16 protein-coding genes are annotated in these 18,013 nt (G+C 60.0%); 5 read left to right on the top strand and 11 right to left on the bottom strand.

Features of this window, described 5'->3' with window-relative positions; all coding sequences use genetic code 11:
- Positions 1–14 precede the first annotated feature (14 nt).
- From AC13Q5_RS26935 to AC13Q5_RS26905, 7 genes are read right to left on the bottom strand one after another with little or no spacing between them, the layout of a single operon-like run.
- Positions 15–401, bottom strand: a complete 387-nt coding sequence (locus tag AC13Q5_RS26935) for a 5-carboxymethyl-2-hydroxymuconate isomerase (protein WP_488503779.1) — start codon at positions 399–401, stop codon at positions 15–17.
- 54 nt (positions 402–455) lie between these two features.
- Entirely contained in the window at positions 456–1,475 is a 1,020-nt protein-coding gene (locus AC13Q5_RS26930) for a homoserine kinase (protein ID WP_488503778.1), read from the bottom strand.
- Positions 1,476–1,481: 6 nt separating this feature from the next.
- Positions 1,482–2,765: an aspartate aminotransferase family protein gene (locus AC13Q5_RS26925; RefSeq protein WP_488503777.1), complete on the bottom strand. Its 1,284-nt coding sequence runs from the start codon at positions 2,763–2,765 to the stop codon at positions 1,482–1,484.
- Between the two features lie 2 nt (positions 2,766–2,767).
- Complete coding sequence (locus tag AC13Q5_RS26920; protein WP_488503776.1) at positions 2,768–4,123, bottom strand: aminotransferase class III-fold pyridoxal phosphate-dependent enzyme; 1,356 nt, start codon at positions 4,121–4,123, stop codon at positions 2,768–2,770.
- Between the two features lie 17 nt (positions 4,124–4,140).
- Positions 4,141–4,791, bottom strand: coding sequence for an HAD-IA family hydrolase (locus tag AC13Q5_RS26915; protein WP_488503775.1), 651 nt, complete (start codon positions 4,789–4,791; stop codon positions 4,141–4,143).
- A complete protein-coding gene (locus tag AC13Q5_RS26910; RefSeq protein ID WP_488503774.1) occupies positions 4,788–6,041 on the bottom strand; it encodes a Tm-1-like ATP-binding domain-containing protein in 1,254 nt (417 codons plus the stop codon). The genes AC13Q5_RS26915 and AC13Q5_RS26910 overlap by 4 nt, the downstream gene beginning before the upstream one ends.
- Positions 6,041–6,826, bottom strand: coding sequence for an IclR family transcriptional regulator (locus tag AC13Q5_RS26905; RefSeq protein WP_488503773.1), 786 nt, complete (start codon positions 6,824–6,826; stop codon positions 6,041–6,043). Before AC13Q5_RS26905 ends, AC13Q5_RS26910 begins: the two co-directional genes overlap by 1 nt.
- Positions 6,827–7,144: 318 nt before the next feature.
- On the opposite strand from AC13Q5_RS26905, the gene AC13Q5_RS26900 reads away from it, so the two are divergent.
- Entirely contained in the window at positions 7,145–8,599 is a 1,455-nt protein-coding gene (locus AC13Q5_RS26900; protein ID WP_457880207.1) for an APC family permease, read from the top strand.
- A gap of 56 nt (positions 8,600–8,655) precedes the next feature.
- Entirely contained in the window at positions 8,656–10,134 is a 1,479-nt protein-coding gene (locus AC13Q5_RS26895; RefSeq protein ID WP_488503772.1) for an aldehyde dehydrogenase, read from the top strand.
- A gap of 86 nt (positions 10,135–10,220) precedes the next feature.
- On the opposite strand, the gene AC13Q5_RS26890 is transcribed toward AC13Q5_RS26895, so the two are convergent.
- Complete coding sequence (locus AC13Q5_RS26890) at positions 10,221–10,733, bottom strand: flavin reductase (protein WP_488503771.1); 513 nt, start codon at positions 10,731–10,733, stop codon at positions 10,221–10,223.
- Between the two features lie 10 nt (positions 10,734–10,743).
- Complete coding sequence (locus tag AC13Q5_RS26885; protein WP_488503770.1) at positions 10,744–12,306, bottom strand: 4-hydroxyphenylacetate 3-hydroxylase N-terminal domain-containing protein; 1,563 nt, start codon at positions 12,304–12,306, stop codon at positions 10,744–10,746.
- 95 nt (positions 12,307–12,401) lie between these two features.
- Here AC13Q5_RS26885 and AC13Q5_RS26880 point away from each other — a divergent pair, with 95 nt between their 5' ends.
- Complete coding sequence (locus tag AC13Q5_RS26880; protein WP_075853104.1) at positions 12,402–13,295, top strand: helix-turn-helix domain-containing protein; 894 nt, start codon at positions 12,402–12,404, stop codon at positions 13,293–13,295.
- 40 nt (positions 13,296–13,335) lie between these two features.
- Here AC13Q5_RS26880 and AC13Q5_RS26875 read toward each other — a convergent pair whose 3' ends face one another.
- On the bottom strand, positions 13,336–14,160 hold the full coding sequence (locus AC13Q5_RS26875; protein ID WP_488503769.1) for a helix-turn-helix domain-containing protein: 825 nt from the start codon (positions 14,158–14,160) through the stop codon (positions 13,336–13,338).
- Between the two features lie 97 nt (positions 14,161–14,257).
- Here AC13Q5_RS26875 and AC13Q5_RS26870 point away from each other — a divergent pair, with 97 nt between their 5' ends.
- Positions 14,258–15,187, top strand: a complete 930-nt coding sequence (locus AC13Q5_RS26870) for a phytanoyl-CoA dioxygenase family protein (protein WP_488503768.1) — start codon at positions 14,258–14,260, stop codon at positions 15,185–15,187.
- Position 15,188: 1 nt separating this feature from the next.
- On the opposite strand, the gene AC13Q5_RS26865 is transcribed toward AC13Q5_RS26870, so the two are convergent.
- Positions 15,189–16,022: a putative nucleotide-diphospho-sugar transferase gene (locus AC13Q5_RS26865; RefSeq protein ID WP_075853107.1), complete on the bottom strand. Its 834-nt coding sequence runs from the start codon at positions 16,020–16,022 to the stop codon at positions 15,189–15,191.
- 621 nt (positions 16,023–16,643) lie between these two features.
- Here AC13Q5_RS26865 and sfnG point away from each other — a divergent pair.
- Entirely contained in the window at positions 16,644–17,747 is a 1,104-nt protein-coding gene (gene sfnG, locus AC13Q5_RS26860) for a dimethylsulfone monooxygenase SfnG (RefSeq protein ID WP_488503767.1), read from the top strand.
- Positions 17,748–18,013: the final 266 nt, after the last annotated feature.

Below are 18,013 nucleotides of genomic sequence, written 5' to 3'. Positions count from 1 at the left end.
GCGAAGGGAAAGTGTCACTTGCCGCGCAGCCGCGGATGAATGGCGTTTTTCTTCCAGCTGAGCTCCGCATCGATCTCGCGGATCTCCAGCGAGAGGGCGAAATGCGGCGTCTCGAAGAGCGGAGCGAGTATGTCGATGGCCGCGGCGAAGATCGCCTCGCCGGTGCGCTTCTTTTCCTCATCCGTGCGGCCCTTGCCGATGCGGAAGTTAAGATCCACGAAGGCGTTTTCGGGCAGCCTGTCGGCGATTGCGTAGTGCTCGGCGCGAAAGGCGCGCACCCGCACGGCGCCGACCTCGAAAAGCCCGGTATCCAGAACCGTCTTCAGCAGCCGCTCGCAGAGCGCACCGATATCGGAGCGGCCCTCCAGATTGGCCGAATACTCGATGGCGAGATGTGGCATTGAGTCCTCCCGATCTCTTATTTACTTAACACGTTAACAATTGTGTCGAAGATGTCAAGCGGCTGCCTTGAGCTTTCTTGCCATATCGAGGCTTTCATCGACGTAACGCGACAGACGCTCGGCGCTGTCCGGAATTTCCGGGCGTTCGGCGAGCCATCCGATATATGTAAGGCTCCGCAGCAGCATGAATAGAGGCAGGCTCGCCAGCGTTGCGTCGGAGAGCGCTCGCTGGCTGCGGTAGCCTGATATCAGTGCGGTCTCGATTGCCGGATAGGCGGGTTCGTTGCGATTCTTGAGCAGGGTCGTTGCGAGATCGAACAGGCGAAAACCGTGCCCCGCATCATCGAAATCGATGAAGGCGACATTGCTGTCGCTCCCCGTCAGAAAGATGTTTTCCCGTACGAGATCGGCATGGATCAGCCCGTAGTCGAGGCTCTGACTGTCCGCATTCGCGAGGGCACGGCGCAGCTCGTGGCGCAATGCTGAGAGGGCGATAGTGCTCTCGGGCGAAAGGCCGCGACAATCCCAGAAGCGACCCCAGAGCGGCTTTTCGCCGACCAGGCCATCGGCATCCCAAGCCGGACGACGAAAGCGCTCCGGCGGTTGCCAGGCGTCGGCAAGTTCGTGCATGGTGGCCATGTTTTGACCGATGCGGAAGAAGATCGCCTCCTGCGTTTCAGCCGATTGGGAAAGGGGCGTACCGCTCTGGCCAAGCGGAACCCCGTCGATCCAGCTCACCACATCGGCATGCTGCTCGGGAAAATACCTGTTGGCCTGCAAGCGGACGAGGCTTTGCCTGTTCGTTGTCGGCACAGGGCTCGGCACGTCGAGCCCGCCGAGCTTGAGCGCCGCCATGAAGTGCAGTTCCGAGCGCAGGCTCGTCTCGTCGTGATAGCCCGGGCGATGCAGCCGGAGTGCGGCTAATTGCCCGTCTTCCAGCGTAATCCGGAAGACGGCATTCTCCCGATATTTCATCAGCATGGGCTCGTGCGCCCTCACGGACCAATTGTCGAGCGCCTCAAGCGCCCGCTTCTGCAAGGCGTCGTGGATGTTTTGCGGCAATTGATCAGCCATATCGCCTCACAGGCCGGACAGGACGTCGTCGAAGATCGACAACATGAACTCGGCATTTTCCCGGGTGAACGGCATGGGCGGGCGGATCTTCGTGGCGCATTGGTGAATGCCGATCTTGCCCATCAGCACGCCGCGTTCGCGCATGGCGTTGACGATGCGGGTCGCCTCGGCAGTGGCCGGCTCCTTCGTCTGCCTGTCCAGCACGAATTCCGTGCCCATGAACAGGCCGCTGCCGCGCACGTCGCCGATGATCGAGTGCTTCCCGGCCAGCCGCTTGAAGGCATCGCGGGTATATTCGCCGACATTGCGGGCATTCTCGATGAGATTTTCGTCCTCAATGACATCGAGCACCGCCATGGCAGCCGCGCAGGAGACCGGATTGCCGCCGAAGGTATTAAAATAGCGGAATGCCTTTCGGAAGGCATTGATCGTATCGACATTGGCGATGACGCCGCCGACGGGATGCCCGTTCGCCATCGGCTTGCCGAGTGTCACGATATCGGGAACGATGCCCGCGTGTTGGTGGCCCCACATGTGCGAGCCTGTGCGGCCGAAACCGGGCTGCACCTCGTCGGTGATCACGAGGCCGCCGGCCTTGCGCACGGCTGCGACCGTCTTGTCGAGAAAGCCCGGCGGCAGGTCCGGAAAGCCTTCGTTGGCAAAGAACGGATCGATGATGATGGCCGAGAAACCGTGTGGTGTCTCCTGAAGAGAGGCGATCGCCTTCTCGACTTCGGCTGCGAAGGCTGTGGCAAAGGCGTCTCCGCCTTCACCGCCGAGTGGACGATAGCTGTCCGGCGCAGGCACATGGCGGACATGGCCGCCGAAGCCGCCAACCGGCGGCATGCGGGTCGATAGCTGCGATACGGCGGTCGTATTGCCATGATAGGTGTGGTTCGTGGCGATGACGCCGGTCTTGCCGGTCACAGCCTGCGCCATGCGCAGGGCCACGTCGTTCGCCTCGCTGCCGGTGCAGGTCAGGATTGCGGCATTGAGGCTCTCGTCGAAAGTCGCGGTCAGCCGCTCGACATAGTCGAGAATACCTTCGTGCAGATAGCGGGTATGCGTATTCAGTGTCGACGCCTGCCGGGTGATCGCCTCGACTACGTGCGGATGGCAATGGCCGACATGCGGCACATTGTTGTAGCAGTCGAGATATTTGCGGCCGTCGGCGTCCCAGAGCCAGACGCCTTCCCCGCGCACGAGATGCACGGGGTCGTCGTAGAATAGCGACATGTTTCGGCCGAGAAGCCGGTCGCGACGCGCGATAAGGGCTGCATTGTCGGACATGATCAGGCTCCCGCTGCCGCAAGGCCGGCATCGAGCGCGGTCAGGATTTTCTGGACATCCCCGGCCGTCACGATCAGCGGCGGCGACAGGATGACATTGGCGCCGGAGGTGCGGACCATGACGCCGGCATCATAGGTCGCATCATGGACTTTCTGGACGATGTCCTTGGCAGCGCCGCTCTTCTTCTGGCGGTCGCTGACGAGTTCGAGGGCGCACATCAGCCCCTTGCCACGCACATCGCCCACCAGCTCGTGCTTGTTCTGCAATGCCGTCAGACCCGCCAGGAGTTCTTCGCCACGGGCAGCGGCATTGGCGGCGACGTCGAGCCGTTTGGTTTCCTTAAGTGTCGCGAGTGCTGCGGCCGCGCCAACCGGGTGGCCGGAATAGGTGTAGCCGTGACCGATGCTTCCGACCGCGCTCTTGTTGCTTTCGAAGACCTGAGCAACCTTGTCGGAGATCATCACGGCGCCGAAGGGGAAATAGCCGTTGGTGATCGCCTTGGCAGTCGACATCATGTCCGGCTGTACGCCCCAGAGGCGCGATCCGGTCCAGGCGCCGGTGCGGCCGAACGCCGTGATGACCTCGTCGGCGATCAGCAGGATGCCGTGGCGGTCGCAGATCTCGCGCATCAGCGGCAGGAAGGTTTCGTGCGGGACGATGACGCCGCCGGCGCCGAGCACCGGCTCGACGATCAGAGCTGCGATGGTATCGGCGCCCTGGAAGGCAATCTCATCCTCGAAGAGCCTGCCGATCGCCGCCGCAATTTCGGCGCCATCGGTGGTGTTGAAAGGGTTGCGATAGGGGAAGGGGGCGGGCAGGTGGATGACGCCCGGCAGCAGCGGCTCGTAATTGCGACGGAAATTCTGGTTGCCGTTGACCGAGGCACCGCCGAAATGCGTGCCGTGATAACCCTTCTTCAGTGCGACAAACTTGGTGCGCTCCGGCTGGCCATTGACCTTGTGGAACTGGCGCGCCAGCCGCAGGCAGGTCTCGACCGAATCCGAGCCGCCCGAGGTGAAGAAGGAACGGCTGAGGCCATCCGGCTTGAACCATTCGGCAAGTTCGTAGGAAAGTTCGATCAGTGGCGAGTTGGTCGTGCCGCGGAAGGTCGAGTAGTAGGGCAGCTCGTCGAGCTGGTCGCGGATCGCTTTCTTCACCGGCTCGCAGGAATAGCCGAGATTGACGTTCCAGAGGCCACCGACCGCGTCCAGTACCTTCTTGCCCTGAATGTCAACGATTTCAACACCTTCGCCTGAGTTGATGATGCGCGGCGGATTGGCCTGCATCTCAGCCGGATGGGCCATCGGATGCCACAGGTGGCGGGCGTTGTTTTCGATGATGAAATTGGTCTCACGCATGTCAAATTCCTCTTGGTTCAGAGCCCCAGCATGGCAAGTGCGCGGGCATAGCTTTCGGCAGGGCGGGTCACGTCGAAATGCACATGAGGCAGGCTCACGGCTTCGGCGCCCTCGATGTTCTTCTTCTGGTCGTCGACGAAGACGCAGGCCTCGCGCGGCAAGTTGAGCTCGGCAAGAACGAGCTCGTAGGCACGCGGATCGGGTTTCAGGATCTTCGTGTAGGTGGCATCGACAATGACGTCGAAAAGCTCGATCAGCGGAAAACGCTGACGGAACTCGACTCCGTAGAAAAGGTCGAGCTCGTTCGAGAGGATCGCCAGCTTCAGGCCGGCTTCTCTCGCACGCAGGATGGCGTCGCGGGCTTCCGGACGCAGAACCAGCTCCGGCTCGGCGCCACGCGCCCGGCGTACGAAGGTCTGCATGTCGGTCCAGTTTTCACCGACTAGCGTGCCGACTTCGTTCGTGCGCTTGAGCCAATAATCCCGCTCGGTGATCTCGCGGTTCTGCATCGCAACCCAGAGCGGGTCCGTCGTCGTATCGAACGGTCCAAGCCAGGTCAGCGATCCCTTGGCAAGGCCGAGCGTACGTTCGGTGATGTCATGCGTCTCGAAGAGAGTGCGGGTGACGACGCCGCCGAAATCGAGGATAAGCGCGCGGTCTTGTGTCATGGCCGGCCCTCCGGAATGACGCCTTCGGCCACCCATTGATCGAAGATGGCGAGTGCGGCGGCCGAAAAGGCCGGCGCGTTGATGTGGGCATCGATCTCCCGCAGGGTCACGGAAGGCGGAACGGCGCGGCGCATCTCGTCGACGAAGGCGTTGAGGCCTTCCGGATCATGCAGCGGCTCGTCCGGCTTGTCCCATTCCTGCAAGCCCTCGATTGGCAGGAGGAAGGCGACCTTCGCATCGGCGCGTTTCAGTTTTTCCCCGATCAGCCGCGCGACTTCGCGCCGGCCCTCCGGCGATGTCGTCACCGATCCGATCAGCCGGTTATGGGCGTGATAGGGGCGATCGGCAAAAATCCCGGGGAGCTCCTGCCACGCCTGCAGATCGACCATGTCGACGGCGCCGGGGGCGACGAGCTGTGGAATGCCGGCGCGTCCAGCATTCTCGAGCCGGTCCGGTCCGGAGGTGACGACGCTGCTATAATGATGATTGCTGACTTCCTGGATGCAGAAGTCGAAGACGGCAGCAAAGTCGCCCTTCGCGGCGATCGCCTCATAGGCGCGGCCGCCCATGCCGGTAGAATGGAAGACGGCGACGTCATAGCCGCGCTTTTCCAGCTCGGGCCGCAGATACTTCATATATTTCAGGCAGGATGAGCCGAGCGAGGTCATGCCGACGAGCGGCCGCTCGCGATCGGGTTTGGTGCCGTGCTTTGCGGCTCCGACGACCGCGCCGCAGGCCTGCGAGAGCACGGAGCGGCAGATGCTGTTAAGGCCATAGAGTCCACCGGCCCACAAAATCATCATCAGGTCCGGTGCGATGCGCTCCGGCGGAATGAGATGAGAATAGGCAATCGTCGAAACCACGAACTTCGGGACGCCGAGCGGCAGGACGGCGGCGACATCGAGCGCCAGATCCGTGCCCATGGAGCCGCCGAGCACGATGACGCCATCGACAAGTCCATCGTCGTAGAGACGTCGCGTCAGCGCTGATGCGCCCTTTGCCATGGCTGCCATGGCGCTGTTTTCATCGCCGCTTTCGGCGATCGCCTCGATCGTGGTGGCGGCGGCCTTCGCAATGTCATGCTTGGAGTAGTCGGGACTGTAAGGCGGATCGCCGAGAATGCTGACATCCATCATGACCGGCTTGCCGCCGGCTTCATTGATAACGGACGCCATGAATTGCAGTTCGTCGCATTTGGTGTCACCGGTTCCGATGACGAGTATCCTTGGCAGGGGAGCCGCAGGGCTCATCAATCTGTCCTCCTGATTTTTGCAATGGTTCCCATCGGTCTTTCCGACCCGTAATATTTTTCTGCGATCGCATTGGCCGTAGCGACGGCCTGTGCGCCAAAGTCTTGAATGGCAGCCTTGGTCGTGCGCGAGAGCGGGGCGGCAATCGCCACGCAGCCGATCGGATGGCCGTTCGGCATCCGCACCGGAGCGGCCGTGCTGATGACGCCGGCCTCAAGACCCTGATGGCTGATGGAAAAACCGCGCGCCGCAGTCTCCTCGAGCATGGCACGCACCAGCTGCGGATCGGTGACGGTGTGGTCGGTAAATTTCTCCAGCGGCTTCTTGAGCGCCGCGTCGATTTCCGCCCGAGGGCAGAAGGCAAGGTATGCGCCGCCGGACGCCGTGGCATGGAAGGGCAAGAGACTGCCGACATCGACGATGATGCGATGCGCGCGCGGCGAATCCTCGACGTGAATGGTCGAGAGCTGTCCGCCTGAAAACTCCGAGAGATGCACCGTTTCGGTCGATGATTCGGCGAGCGTCCTGATGAAGGGGATGGCAACCCGTAGGAAGGGAAAGCGCGCTTCCCGGATACGGGCGAGGCGAACGGGCGCCGAACCGATGCGGTAACGGCGCGTATCCTGATCCTGCTCTACGAAGCCGTGTTTTTCCAGCTCCACCAGAAAGCGTCGCGCCGTCGCCTTATCCAGTGCGCAAAGGCGGGCGATGTCGGTCAGACCCGCCTCCTTGTCCAGCCGTGACAGGGTGTCCAGCAATGCCAGCGCCTTTCCGATCGTGCTCATCATTCCTCCTCTTGGGTTGGTCAGTTTTTGATTTTGTGCGTCTAGCCGTGGCTTTCCGTCAAATCAGCTTGCTGACCCTGCGCCGCAGCACGATAGCAGCGACCCAAGATACTTAACATGCGAAATAACTTGACAGAGGCCGGCAATGTTTGCAAGTCTATATTTGAAGCTGTGGTTCAAATAATGAACCATAAGCGCTGACGGCGGCAAAATCAACAAAAGCATAAGCCCCGCTCGTCAGTCCGGTTTTTGGTGGAGGTCGTACGCGTGCAATCGCGGCGATGATCGGATGTTCTTAAACAAGGGGAACGAACGCAGATGAACACGCAAAATTCGCAAGGCGCGGCTGAAAACCAGCTGCGCAAAAACAGTCTCGGCGTCGGTGCCGTGACCTTCCTCGTGGTTTCGGCCGCGGCGCCGCTGACGGCGGTTGCCGGCGGCGTGCCGCTGTCCATGATGCTCGGCAACGGGCCGGGTATTCCGCTCACCTTCCTGCTGGTGACGGGCATTCTGCTGCTGTTTGCAGTCGGTTACGTCGCCATGGCGCGCCATATAAGAAATGCCGGCGCCTTCTATGCCTACACGGCTCAGGGCCTTGGCGGCCTCATGGGCGGTGCTGCCGCGCTCATTGCCATTCTCGCCTACAATGCCATGCAGGTCGGCGTTCTCGGGCTTTTCGGGGCGGCGACCAAGGGCTTCTTTGCCGAACAGCTCGGCCTCGATCTTCCCTGGTGGGTCTGGAGCTTTGTCGGCATCGCCTTCGTTGCCGTATTCGGCTATCGCCGCGTTGATCTATCGGCGAAGGTGCTGACGGTACTGGTCATTCTCGAATATCTCGTCGTGCTCGTCATCGACGCCGCGATCTTCGTAAAGGGCGGCGATGCCGGTCTTTCCGCAGCACCTTTCACGCCAACCGCCTTCTGGAGCGGAACGCCGGCCATCGGCCTCCTTTTCTGCTTCGCCGCCTTCATCGGCTTCGAAGCGACGACCATTTACAGTGAAGAGGCTCGCGAACCGGAAAAGACCGTGCCGCGTGCGACCTATATCTCCGTTCTCATCATCGGCATCTTCTATATGCTGACGTCCTGGCTGATGGTAACCGGCGCCGGCGTCGACAAGCTTGTGCCGACTCTGCAGGGCCTAGCCGATCCCACAACCTTTCTCTTCGGCCTTGCCGAGCGCTATGTCGGCCACTGGATCACCGTCGTGATGAGCCTTCTTTTCATCACCAGCCTGTTTGCCGGCATCCTCGCCTTCCACAATGGCGTAGCGCGCTACATGTATGTCGCCGGGCGCGAGGGTCTGCTACCGAAGTCGGTCGGTGTGACGCATCCGGTCTTCCAGAGCCCGCATGTCGGCTCGATCATCCAGACCGTCATTGCCGTGCTCGTCGTCGCGCTCTTTGCGATTACGGGTCAGGACCCGGTGCTGGCGCTTTTCTCGTGGCTTACCAATGTCGCGACGCTCGCAATCATCCTGCTGATGGCTTTCACGGCCTTCTCGATCGTGGTGTTCTTCAGCCGCAATCCGGGGCTCGAGCGCAATGTCCTGGCGATCAAGGTGCTGCCGATCGTGACAGGCCTTATCCTTCTGGCGCTCGTTTATTATATCTCGGCGAATTTCGGCGCGATCGCCGGTGCCAATGGCGTGCTGGCCATCTTGTTGCCGGGGCTCGTGTTGATCGCAGGCATCATCGGCTTCATCGCTGCGGCTCGTCTGAAGTCGTCGGATGCGGCAAGCTATGCCCGCCTCGGTGCTGGCCAGGAAGCTTGAACCAGTTCCAATCGCGGTGGCGGGGAAACCCGCCACCCTCTTTGCGAGAGAATGAGATGCAGGACAAGATCGACCAGCTCCGAACATTATCCGTTTCCCCGCAGGCATTGTTCATCGGCGGCGCGTGGCGCCAGCCGGCCAGCAGTGCTGTGATGGACGTCATTTCGCCAATCGACGGTACGCGGCTGACCACGATTGCCGATGCCGGCACTGAAGATGTCGATCTCGCCGTCAAGGCCGCGCGTCAGGCCTTCGAAAAGGGCAGCTGGTCGAAGGCGGCACCGGCCGAACGCAAGAAGGTGCTACTGAAAATTGCCGAACTGATCGAGAAGAACGCGCTTGAACTCGCCGTGCTCGGCGTGCGCGACAACGGCACGGAAATCTCGATGGCGCTGAAGGCCGAGCCCGGCAGTGCCGCCGGCACCTTCCGCTACTATGCCGAGGCGATCGACAAGGTTTATGGCGAGATCGCGCCGACGGCCGACAATATTCTCGGCCTCGTGCATCGTGAGGCTATCGGCGTCGTGGCCGCCATCGTGCCATGGAATTTCCCGATGATGATCGGCGCCTGGAAGATTGCGCCGGCGCTTGCCGCCGGCAATTCCGTCGTGCTGAAGCCCGCAGAGGGCGCATCGTTGACGCTTCTGAGGCTTGCGGAAATTTGTGCTGAAGCCGGATTGCCCGAAGGCGTGTTCAATGTCGTCACCGGCCGCGGGGCAATCTGCGGTGAGGCGCTGGGGCTACACATGGATATCGATGTGCTCGCCTTCACCGGCTCCGGCCCGATCGGGCGGCGGCTCTTGGAATATTCGGCGCGTTCCAACCTGAAGCGCGTCTATCTGGAGCTTGGTGGCAAGTCACCGAATATCGTCTTTGCTGATGCGCCCGATCTCGATCAGGCAGCCAAGGTCTCGGCCTATGGCATCTTCCGCAATTCTGGCCAGGTCTGTGTCGCCGGCTCGCGGCTACTGGTCGAGAAGTCGATCTATGCGGCCTTCTCCGAGAAGGTCGCCCGCATCGCCGAGGCCATAAAAGTCGGCGATCCCCTGCATCTGACGACGGAAGCGGGGGCCATCTCCAGCGAGATCCAGCTGAAGAAAGACCTTGGTTATGTCTCTCAGGCGCTGTCGGAAGGCGCATCGCTGCGCACCGGCGGTTCACGCATTCTCGAGGAGACGGGCGGATACTATATGCGGCCCGCTGTCTTCGACGTAACACCATCGATGACCTTGGCGCGAGAAGAGGTGTTCGGGCCAATCCTCTCAATCATTCCTTTCGAGACGGAAGCGGAAGCGCTTGAGATCGCCAATGCCACGGAATATGGCCTTGCCTCGGCCGTCTGGACATCGAACCTGTCGCGAGCCCACCGGATGGTGCGGGGTATTCGCGCCGGCGTGGTGCATGTCAACACCTATGGCGGCGCCGATAACAGCGTCCCTCTCGGCGGTGTCAGGCAATCCGGCAATGGCCATGACAAGTCGCTGCATGCGCTCGACAAATATATCGACCTGAAGACGGCTTGGATTCAGCTCTAAAGGCATTCTCGCATGCAAACAGGGTGCCGCGTGATCGTCGGCACTCTGTTTCTATTTCTCGCGGTTACTCGTCAAACCTTCGACGGCTAGCCGCCGAAGCTGCCCGTCTGGGTCGGCACATGCACATAGTTGCGGTCGAAATAGAGCAGTGCATGTCCGTCCTTGCGGCTGCGAATATCCATCACCTCGCCGATGAAGATATGGTGCGTGCCGACAAGGCGCGCTTCGGTCAGCCGGCAATCGAAGGAGACAATGGCATCGGAGAGCGCCTGGCTGCCGGAGCGGAAATTGATCCATTCCGCTGCAGCGTAGCGCTCCTCCATGTCGGCACGCTGGCCGGCGAAATAGCCGGCCAATTCCTTGTGCTCCTGCGTCAGGACATTGACGCAGAAGCGACGGTTATCGAAGAAGAGGCTTGTTTGCGCCGAGCGGCTGTTCATGCAGACCAGCAGCGTCGGCGGTTCGTCGGTGACGCTGCACATGGCGGTTGCCGTGAAGCCGCCGCGGCCGGCAGGGCCATTTGTCGTGATCACGTTGACCGGCGCGCAAACCCTTGCCATGGCGTTGCGGAATTCGGTTTTCGAGAGTTGCTCCTCCATGACAACGGCCTCACTCTGCGGCATTGCGGACGGGGGAGGTCTCGCCGAGCGGTGGGAGCCAGGTGTCTCCGGTCCAGCCGTTTTCATCGTAGTCGCTCATGCACTGATCGACCAACGCTTCCATCTCTTTCAACCGGCCGCCGCGCTCGGCGCCTTTCAGCACCTGCAGGCGGACTTCCTCCGGCGCGCCGGCATAGTTAAGCTCGTAAAGGGCATGACGCCCGCCGAATTCGGTGCCTGTGGCATCCCAGAGCAGTTTCATGATCTTGATGCGTTCGATATGGCCCATGTCGTTGGACCCGCGCACATATTGGGCGAGATAGCGGTCGATCTCCGGATTGCCGAAGTCCTTGGCGGAGGAGGGCAGGTAGATCAGGCCAGAGGCGACGACCCTGCGCACGGTTTCGATGACGCGCGGATAGGCCTCCGACATGAAGGTGCGGTAGGAGAGCGCAGCCTCCATGTTCGGCAATACAGCGCCATTTGCCCAGGGCTGCGGATTGTAGGCCATCGCATTGGAGAAGGACCAGAACATGTGGCGAAGCGCGATGATTTCCCCGAGTGCCGCCTGATTGCCGCGGAAGGCATCGCCGCCCGTCGCGCGCAATGCCTTGGCGAGCAGCCCGGCGATGAAGTCGAGCTTGACGGCAAAACGCGTGCAGCCCTGGAAGCAATAGCCGTGCATGAAGCCGGAGGCCGGATGGAAGGAGAGGATCTTGGCCGCATCGCGCAACACCAGCACGTCCTCCCAGGGCACGAAGACATTATCGAGCACCAGGATCGCATCGTTCTCGTCGAAGCGCGACGATAGCGGATAGTCGAAGGGATGGCCTACGGTATTCGCCGTCTGCTCATAGGAAACGCGGCAGAACATCTTGATCCCGGGTGCATTCATCGGAACGATGAACATGACCGAGAGCGACGGGTCTTCCGTGACTGTCGCCGAGCTTTGGGCGAGGAAATTATAGTGGGTGAGGGCCGAAGACGTTGCCACCACCTTGGCGCCGGAGACATAGATGCCGGCATCGGTTTCCTTGGTGATGTGGACGAAGACGTCCTTGACGGCATCGGCCGGCTTGTGGCGGTCGATCGGCGGATTGACGATCGCGTGGTTCATGAAGAGTACGGATTCCTGGGCACGCTTGTGCCAGGAGAGCGCGTTATCCTTGAACGGCCCGTACCAGTCGGCATTCGCGCCGAGCGTGTTCATGAGGGCCGCCTTGTAATCGGCAGTGCGGCCCATCCAGCCATAGGACATGCGTGCCCAATCGGCGATGGCGCCCTGCTGTGCCACAAGCTCGGCGGAGGATTTCGCAACCCGGAAGTATTTGTGGGTATAGCCGCCCGATCCGGTATCCGTCGGCGAGGTCAGGCGCTCCTTGGTCTTCTCGTCATGCAATGCATCATACATGCGCGCCAGCGAACGGACGGAATTGCGCATCGAGGGATGCGCCGTCACGTCGGCGATGCGCTCGCCGTTGATATAGACTTCGCGGCCGTCACGCAGGCTTTCCAGATATTCGGCGCCGGTAAACGGACGGGTCTTGTCGCTGCGGTGATCTTCAGCTCGCATCTCGTATTCCTCCCTTGAGATCATGATTGATGCTACGTCTGACGCGTTGGCGCGGCCATGGACAAAGGGGGCAATTCGCTGGTACTTTTTCCGGCATGTCGCAGAAGAACGAAATTCCGAATTTCTTTGTCTATGGCGTGCCGAGCCGGGCGCTTGATGTCGGATTCCTGCATGTAGAGACGGTCATGGACCGAAAAACACTGCATTTCGGACATGTTGCGTCTCACAAGCATCCGCTGATGGGGCAGATCACCTATTGGTACAAGGGTGGCGGTCGTTACCGCATCGAGGACAGGACTTGGAATTTTTCCGCTCCAACGATCAGTTTCGTGCCGAGCAATATCATCCACGGGTTCGAGGTCGACGATCAGTCCGATGCCATCGTGGTGTCAGTGTCGGATGACACGCTGAAGGCGCTGGCATCCCAGGTGGATCTGAGCCTCGACATGCCGACCTTTCTGACGGCGCGACCGGATGATCCTTCCTGGCAAAAGGTCGACACGCTGCTGCAAATGGTGAGCGCCGAATACCGTGAACGCGGCGGCCAGAGCGAAAAGGTCATGCTGGGGTTGATCGGCGTCGTGCTGTCGCTGATGAACCGGCTCGGTGGCAGCGCGGCGCTGCCATCGGCCTCGCCCATGGTCACGCTTGCCCTGGCGCTGCGCAGCGCCGTCGACCGGCATTACAAGAGCGATTGGCCGGTGGGCAACTATGTCGATCTGCTGGCCACGACACCGCACCTGCTCGACAAGGCGTCGCGCGAGGTGTTCGGCCATACTGTCAAGGAGATGCTTTTGGACCGGCGGCTGCTGGAGGCCAAGCGCCTGCTGATGTTTACCATTCGCTCCGTCGAGGACATTGGCCGCGAGGTCGGCTTTGAAGATCCCGCCTATTTCTCGCGCTTTTTTCGCAAGCGGGTTGGGGAGGCGCCGGCGGCCTGGCGGCGCCGGAATTTGGAGCGGCAACCATCGGGTAACGACGCGGCGTAACACAGGGCGACCGTTAAACCTGCTCGACATATCCAATCGGTCAGCGTCTTCGGTAACGCATGCGGAATTCGCGTGGTGTACAGTTTTCGCGTTCGTGGAACAGACGGGAGAAGTAGAATGGATCATCGAAACCGACCCGCGATGCGATGATCTCGATCTTGTCATCGGTCGTCGTCAGTAGCTCCTTGGCATGGTCCATGCGGACGCGAAGCTGAAAAGCTTTCGGCGGCAACCCAACTTCCGCGGTGATTTTTCGGCGCAGCGTTGCGGGTGACATCCCGTGTTCGGCGGCAAAGGCAGCAATGTCGAGGGATTGCAGCGCCCGTTTGCGAAGCGCCTCGATAATTTCGCCCGTATCGGATCCTTCTTGCAGAGAGGATGTGGCCTGGCTTGCCTGCCGCGCCACCAGAATGACGATCTGATGTAGAGCGGATGCGGCAGATGCTCTCGAGAGGTTGGTATCCTCAATAAGGTCGGCATGAATATTGCCGAAGAGACGTTGTAGGCCGTCATTATTGCGAAGAACTGTGAGCGGGTTCTGTTCGCTGATGAGACGCAAGCGGATGAAATCGCGCACGAAAGACCCTTCGAACAGTGCCCATCGCTCATTCCAGCCTTCGGCATCGGGGCCGTAAGAATGCTGACGATTGGGAAACAGCCAGAAGAGCGCGGGGCCTTTCACGCTTTGTCGGCCGCCAGCATCCGTCTCCAGAAACCCCCGGCCGTTTTCCACGAGAACCACCGCATAGTTCGGCAGCTTCCGTGCTTTCACGGCATGCATGGCATGCTGCCTTCCGCTGCCAGTGACGGTTAATCCTCCGGCTGCTGCGAGAGGGGATCGATAGATAGCTTCTGCTGTTCTCATTGTGAGCGAAAAGTCCAGTATGATTTTCGTCCATGTAGTAAAAAGTCAATGTGCGCTAGATTCAATGGCAATTCAACGCAAGTCATAGGCGAGTGAAATGTCAATCCCCATGCAGATTATGCCTGTCCGCCAGCGCGAGCTCAGCCTTGTCGCCAACGGCAAGGTCTTGTCCGCCGCATCCGATCGGCTTGGCTACCTGACACCAACTGATCCGGGCATCGGTGTTGATGCAATCCGCCGGCTTTACGAGGAAAATGGCTATGTGTGGCTCAAAGGTTTCCTGCCGCGCCAGGATGTGATCGACTTTCGTGGCTGGGTCTTTGGTCACATGGCGAAGACGGGCCTGATCGAAGACGGAACCGATCCGCGGGATGGTATCTCGTCCGCCATGGCGCCCGAAGGTCGTGATGTCGATCGCTGCCTGATGTCGCTCGTCCGCTCTGTCGCCTATGAGGGCTTTTGCGCGCAGCCACGTCTGTCCCGCTTCATGGACGAATTCCTGTCGGGCATCTCCTATTTGCACAAGCGCAAGATCATGCGCCATGTCCGGCCGGGAACGACGACGGCGACGCCTGCTCACTATGATCTGGTCTATCTTCGCGGCGGCACCAGCCGGATCGTCACCGCATGGATACCGATCGGCGACATCTCCGTAGAAATGGGCGGGCTGACCTATCTGGAGGGATCGCACACAATCGGCGCCGAGATGGAACGCGAATTCAGCGAGCAGAATAAGGATCTGAGCCCCGAAGAACGTATCAGCGCCTTCAACCGCAATATGACGGAGGGTGGCTGGGTCTCGAAGGATCTACCCGACATGGCGGAGCGCTTCGATACGCGCTGGCTGGTCGCCGATTATGAGGCCGGCGACGTTATGCTCCATTCACCATTCATGATCCACGCCTCCACCACCAACCAGGACAGCCAGCACAGGCTGCGTCTTTCTACCGACATTCGCTATCAAAACGTCGAGGACGAGATCGATGCGCGATGGAACAACCATTGGGCGCTCAGCGACATGCTGTGATTCAGGTTTGGTCCTGTTGCAGGCTCGTTCGAAGCGTGCCCCAATTGTCACCGTTTAGGACGCGCTCGATTTCCTCGACACGATCGCGACGGCGCTTCAGGCGCTTGCCGATGCGGCCAAACCAGCGCTTGCGCTTGGTCGCCTCGCGGCTTGCCTGTAGCTGCTCGATGAAGACTTCGCCGACAGGCCCATTTTCGAGCCGATCGAATATCCAGCAGAAGGACGCAGGCAATTTAACCACCTGGAACTGCGGTTTCGCACTTGCGGCATCTTCGGCGATGATCTCCTCCAGAACGACCTGGTCCCACACATCAGGCTTGGCAAGGCACCCTTCACGCCACCGTTCGATCAGCTGTGCCGCTCCGGGTGTATCGTTGATGAGAATGGTCGCGCTGATGAGACGTTCATCGCCTTCATAGTAGACCGCAAAGTCGCACTCGAGCTTGCGAAGTTCCGGCCAGGGATTGCGGTGGAAGACAGCATCGACGTCGACATAAAGCATCGGTCCACGCAGCCTCGCCCTTTCCTGCAGCAGGAAGCCGGGTTTCAGTCCGGCATTCAGTACCCAGCTGCCGGCGCTAGGCACTGCCGTTGCATATACCTTCAGGCCGATCCGCTCTGCTGAGTGGGCCATACGCTCCTTTTCCTGCTCGTAAAAACTGCCCTCCGTAAAAAATGCCACGACCGGGCCATCGGCGGTCGTTGCCTTGGACTTGCGTTCGGCCAGATCCTTTTCCGCGGGGAAGGGGACAATCAATTCACGCTGCTGCGGGCTCCAGGGGCGAATTTTATTGAGGATATTCAAGAAGGCACCTTCGGGGTTTGTGAGTTTCAATCCAATATCCGCCACCCCGAAGCGTTGCGGACAAGATTGAGAGTTCGGATGAATTGGGTACTCTGTCTGGCCGATTGCCGAAACGTCGCATCCCTGGCGCTCGCACCGGATTGGCAAACCGTTTGTTCTTCGCTAATCGATTGTCATGTCTGATAATGTCATCAAGTTTGAACGTCGTCCCACACCCAAGCCACCGAGGCAAACGCCTCCCTGGCTCAAGCGTCTTCTTGCGATCCTGGCCGTGATCGCATTTTTCCTAGCAGCCTTTGCTTACTTCACGCTGAAGGGCGGCGCAGCCGGCCCGACATTCTAATCGGCTCGCGATCTATGCGATCTTGAGCCGACCTCCCCATCAAGAGGTCGGAACGGCGAGTTTTTGATTTGCCCGTTTTGCGGCCGCATTATGGCTTTCTATCTCCGATACCCAACTTTAGGGTCCAACCGTCCTTTTCACCTCACCATTCCCGTAAAGCGAGGTTCGCAACGTAGCTTTTTCGCAAAACAGCCGAAACTTGGGATGGGTTTGTTCGATAAGCTATAAAATCTATAGAGTATAATCGCGATGGGTTGGGATCTTCATCCTTGTGCTCGGCAGAGGACAATTCAAACCGGGAGATATCAATGAGCGATGCGAACAGAGAAGCTTTGAAATTCGCCTATTGGGTGCCGAACGTGTCAGGCGGATTGGTCATCTCGAACATCGAGCAGCGCACCAGCTGGACGATCGACTACAACAGAAAGCTGGCGCAGATCGCCGAGGCGAGTGGTTTCGACTATGCACTCAGCCAGATCCGTTTCACCGCAGGCTACGGCGCGGAGTTTCAGCATGAATCCGTTTCCTTTAGCCATGCTCTGCTGGAATCGACGACCAAGCTGAAAGTGATTGCGGCAATCCTGCCTGGGCCTTGGAACCCGGCGCTTGCCGCCAAGCAGATTGCCACGATCAACCATCTCACCAACGGCCGCGTCGCGGTCAATGTCGTCAGCGGCTGGTTCCGTGGCGAGTTCGCTGCCATCGGTGAGCACTGGCTCGATCATGACGAGCGCTATCGCCGATCGGAGGAATTCATCCGTGCGCTGCGCGGCATCTGGACCGAGGACAGCTTCACCTTCCGCGGCGATTTCTATCGTTTCACCGACTATTCGCTGAAGCCGAAGCCGATTGATCCGCAGCCGGAAATTTTCCAGGGCGGTTCGTCGCGCGCCGCGCGCGACATGGCTTCGCGTGTTTCCGACTGGTACTTCACCAACGGCAATACGCCCGAGGAGATCGCCAAGCAGGTGGACGATATCCAGTCCAAAGCGAAGACCAATGGCCATTACGTCCGCATCGGCGTCAATGCCTTCGCGATCGTGCGCGAGACGGAGGAGGAAGCCAAGGCAGTTCTTGCCGAGATCATCGAGAAAGCCAATCCCGATGCCGTCAAGGCCTTCGGCCATGAGGTGAAGAACGCCGGCAAGGCCTCTCCGGAAGGCGAAGGCAATTGGGCGAAATCCTCCTTCGACGACCTGGTGCAATATAATGACGGTTTCCGCTCCAATCTGATCGGAACACCGCAACAAGTTGCCGAGCGCATTATCGCTCTGAAGCAGGCCGGTGCCGATCTGATCCTGCTCGGCTTCCTGCATTTCCAGGAGGAAGTGGAGTATTTCGGAAAGCATGTCATTCCGCTGGTGCGTGCGCTCGAGGAAACTCGGGGTGCCGTTGCCGTGGCGGCGGAGTAGTTCTCCATAGACATTTCGAGCACTGCTCGATCGATATTTTCCGCAACCGGGTACCATTTGCGATGGTGCCCGGCTTTGGATGTTTGCGAGCGCCTGACATGAAATCTTGAAAGGCCTTCCCCCATCATGTCGTGCTGGTGCCCAAATATATCAATCACTTATGCAGGCAGATGTTCTCGCCCATTCCGACGATGCCGGTGGAAGTCCGTGGGGCGCTTTCTATATGCTGAAGGTGTTCATGGTCTGACGAACAGGAAGAGGAGCAG

This window comes from Martinezella sp. CNPSo 3964 (assembly GCF_057784375.1).
This window is presented reverse-complemented; position numbering and strand designations above follow the sequence as displayed.

Excerpts from the sequence above, each read along its gene's own strand:
- AC13Q5_RS26935 (WP_488503779.1), bottom strand. The coding sequence starts at position 401 with ATGCCACATCTCGCCATCGAGTATTCGGCCAATCTGGAGGGCCGCTCC.
- AC13Q5_RS26930 (WP_488503778.1), bottom strand. The coding sequence starts at position 1,475 with ATGGCTGATCAATTGCCGCAAAACATCCACGACGCCTTGCAGAAGCGG.
- AC13Q5_RS26925 (WP_488503777.1), bottom strand. The coding sequence starts at position 2,765 with ATGTCCGACAATGCAGCCCTTATCGCGCGTCGCGACCGGCTTCTCGGC.
- AC13Q5_RS26920 (WP_488503776.1), bottom strand. The coding sequence starts at position 4,123 with ATGCGTGAGACCAATTTCATCATCGAAAACAACGCCCGCCACCTGTGG.
- AC13Q5_RS26915 (WP_488503775.1), bottom strand. The coding sequence starts at position 4,791 with ATGACACAAGACCGCGCGCTTATCCTCGATTTCGGCGGCGTCGTCACC.
- AC13Q5_RS26910 (WP_488503774.1), bottom strand. The coding sequence starts at position 6,041 with ATGAGCCCTGCGGCTCCCCTGCCAAGGATACTCGTCATCGGAACCGGT.
- AC13Q5_RS26905 (WP_488503773.1), bottom strand. The coding sequence starts at position 6,826 with ATGAGCACGATCGGAAAGGCGCTGGCATTGCTGGACACCCTGTCACGG.
- AC13Q5_RS26900 (WP_457880207.1), top strand. The coding sequence starts at position 7,145 with ATGAACACGCAAAATTCGCAAGGCGCGGCTGAAAACCAGCTGCGCAAA.
- AC13Q5_RS26895 (WP_488503772.1), top strand. The coding sequence starts at position 8,656 with ATGCAGGACAAGATCGACCAGCTCCGAACATTATCCGTTTCCCCGCAG.
- AC13Q5_RS26890 (WP_488503771.1), bottom strand. The coding sequence starts at position 10,733 with ATGGAGGAGCAACTCTCGAAAACCGAATTCCGCAACGCCATGGCAAGG.
- AC13Q5_RS26885 (WP_488503770.1), bottom strand. The coding sequence starts at position 12,306 with ATGCGAGCTGAAGATCACCGCAGCGACAAGACCCGTCCGTTTACCGGC.
- AC13Q5_RS26880 (WP_075853104.1), top strand. The coding sequence starts at position 12,402 with ATGTCGCAGAAGAACGAAATTCCGAATTTCTTTGTCTATGGCGTGCCG.
- AC13Q5_RS26875 (WP_488503769.1), bottom strand. The coding sequence starts at position 14,160 with ATGAGAACAGCAGAAGCTATCTATCGATCCCCTCTCGCAGCAGCCGGA.
- AC13Q5_RS26870 (WP_488503768.1), top strand. The coding sequence starts at position 14,258 with ATGTCAATCCCCATGCAGATTATGCCTGTCCGCCAGCGCGAGCTCAGC.
- sfnG (WP_488503767.1), top strand. The coding sequence starts at position 16,644 with ATGAGCGATGCGAACAGAGAAGCTTTGAAATTCGCCTATTGGGTGCCG.